The organism is Streptomyces sp. NPDC001732 (assembly GCF_053596315.1).
Genome location: NZ_JBSFFY010000187.1, coordinates 1 through 2017 on the forward strand (window position 1 = coordinate 1; position 2017 = coordinate 2017).

Genomic DNA, 2017 nt, shown 5'->3' on the forward strand with positions numbered 1-2017 from the left:
ATCCGCCGCTACATCATCTGGCGAAACTGCCACGCCGACGACCGGCGCCTACGTGCCGTTGTCGACAGGGCAAACGTTGCCTGATGCGGCACTAGTTCTGTGGTGCCAGGGTGCGAAGGACGCAGAACTCGTTGCCCTCCGGGTCCGCCATGACCACCCAGTTTCGGTCTGAGCCTTGGCCCACATCCGTCTTGGTGGCGCCGAGGCTGAGCAATCTAGTCACCTCGTCCTGGGTACTGCCGTCGATCGGGCTGACGTCGAGGTGAAGCCGGTTCTTCACGGTCTTGCCCTCGGGCACCTGGACGAACAGCAGGGTGGGCGACATCTGGCGGGCCCGAACCTCCTCAACGGTCGGCACCCAGGAGCCGATCTCGACCTTGCCCTCGCTCCGGTCGATCACCTTGAAGCCCAGGACCTCGCACCAGAAGGCCGCGAGTCCCTCCGGGTCGTGGCAGTCAACAGCCAACTCGGTGAACCTACTTGTCATGACTCTCCCAGATAGTGCGGACGGGACTCAGAGTATGGGCCGTGCCGCCCTCGTCCTGCTCCGGCGTGAACACGGCCGCACCACCTGAACGAAGATCACGAACTGTCACGAGACGTTACCGACAAGGGTTCACTGAAAGAGGATCATCTTGCGGAGTAGTTCGAATCCGGCTCGTCCGCAGAGTTGCCTTTTGATCTTCTTGATGCGGTTCCCAGCGCCCTCGGTGCCGCCGGAGCTCCAGGGCAGGGTGAGTGCGGCGCTCATGGCGTTGAGATCGTGGAGCAGGTGGAGTGCGAAGCCGGTGAGGCCGGGTGGTTGGCCGGCATCGACGGCGTTGATCCACGCAGGGAGGGTGGTGCCGAGGTGCCTGGTGAGTATTCCGCCGAAGTTGCGGGCATGTTCGACGGCGGTGCCCAGTTCGGGACAGCGGGCCAGGATGTCCTTCAAGGCGGCGCGGTCTTCCTCGCTCAGGGCCGTGGGATGGTGGGTGAGCCGACCGGTCACCTTCCGCACCGTTGGTGGCGGCGCGTCCAGCGGGGCAGCGCGCAGAGAGGCGATGCGGGCGCGGACCATGCCGTAGGTGACAGGGACGTTCTCGGCGAGCAGTTCGCGGTGCAACTGGGTGACGCTCGTGCATTCCGCGGCGAACTGCCGTTCCAGGTGGGGCTTGTAGGGGGCCAGCCGACTGGACGGGGGGCGGTTTTCGCGGAGGGTGTCCTGCCGGTGTGCGGCGCGGGCAATATCGCAGCACGGTGTTGAGGCCCCAGCCCAGGTGCCGACGATCGCCCGCCGTGAGTGACCCTGCGCGAGCAACTCGTGGACCAGGGCGTGCGCGGCCTTCTTGCGCCGGGCCCGTCGGCCTGGGCGGGGGACCGTCGTCCGGGTCCGGCGTATCCCACGGACACTCCTTGGTCCGCAGCACCGTACCGACGCGGGGCCGGTTCCAGCGGGCCTGCCCACTGACGCTGCCCCAGTTGAGGCTCGCCTTGACACAGAGCTGCCCGGCGAGGAGGGCCCACGGGGGCCGGACCACACGCTCGCGTGCCAGCTCGACCGCGAGCCGGCCGAACGCCTCCGGCCGCAGCAGAGTCGGTTCCGGGGGCGCGAGGAAGGCGTCGGTCCAGATTCCCATGCCCCCTTGCAGCAACGGAGAACGGCCCGGCGCGACCGTGTTTCCGGGAAACCGGACGAGCCGCGCACCGGGCGTGGGGCGGCGAAGGCGGAGCGGGAGCGGTCGCTGGACGGGGCGCCAGTGCTCCTGGCCATCGACGTATCTCGCCCCGGTGCCGCCTGAGTATGGCTTGCCCAGGCGCGGGCTGGCCACTCTCCGGCCCGGCGCGCGGCGGCCTCGCGCTTGGTCAAGGAGAGGCCCGGAACGTGCACTTTCGGTCATGGCGGAGGGTGGCTGCTGCAGCATGGCTGCGTGCGTCATCGATTGATCAACTCCTGCCTCGCCGGCCCGCACGGCCGGCGAGGAGAAGCCGCCCGGGGCCGGTTCAGCCGGTGATGGAGAAGAAGATCGATCCGTCT

Annotated in this window: 2 protein-coding genes and 1 pseudogene; 1 reads left to right on the top strand and 2 read right to left on the bottom strand. The window is 68.2% G+C overall.

Annotated features, from left to right (window positions below; translation table 11 throughout):
• Window positions 1–84, top strand: a pseudogene (locus ACWCXX_RS41240) (transposase); the annotation flags it as partial.
• Between the two features lie 7 nt (window positions 85–91).
• Here ACWCXX_RS41240 and ACWCXX_RS41245 read toward each other — a convergent pair.
• The gene (locus ACWCXX_RS41245) at window positions 92–487 is read right to left on the bottom strand and encodes a VOC family protein (RefSeq protein WP_451136439.1); all 396 of its coding nucleotides are present in this window, start codon (window positions 485–487) and stop codon (window positions 92–94) included.
• Between the two features lie 129 nt (window positions 488–616).
• Window positions 617–1105 (bottom strand): transposase, encoded by a 489-nt coding sequence (locus ACWCXX_RS41250; RefSeq protein WP_451136441.1) that lies wholly within the window; start codon window positions 1103–1105, stop codon window positions 617–619.
• Between the last annotated feature and the right edge of the window lie 912 nt (window positions 1106–2017).

Excerpts from the sequence above, each read along its gene's own strand:
- ACWCXX_RS41245 (WP_451136439.1), bottom strand. The coding sequence starts at position 487 with ATGACAAGTAGGTTCACCGAGTTGGCTGTTGACTGCCACGACCCGGAG.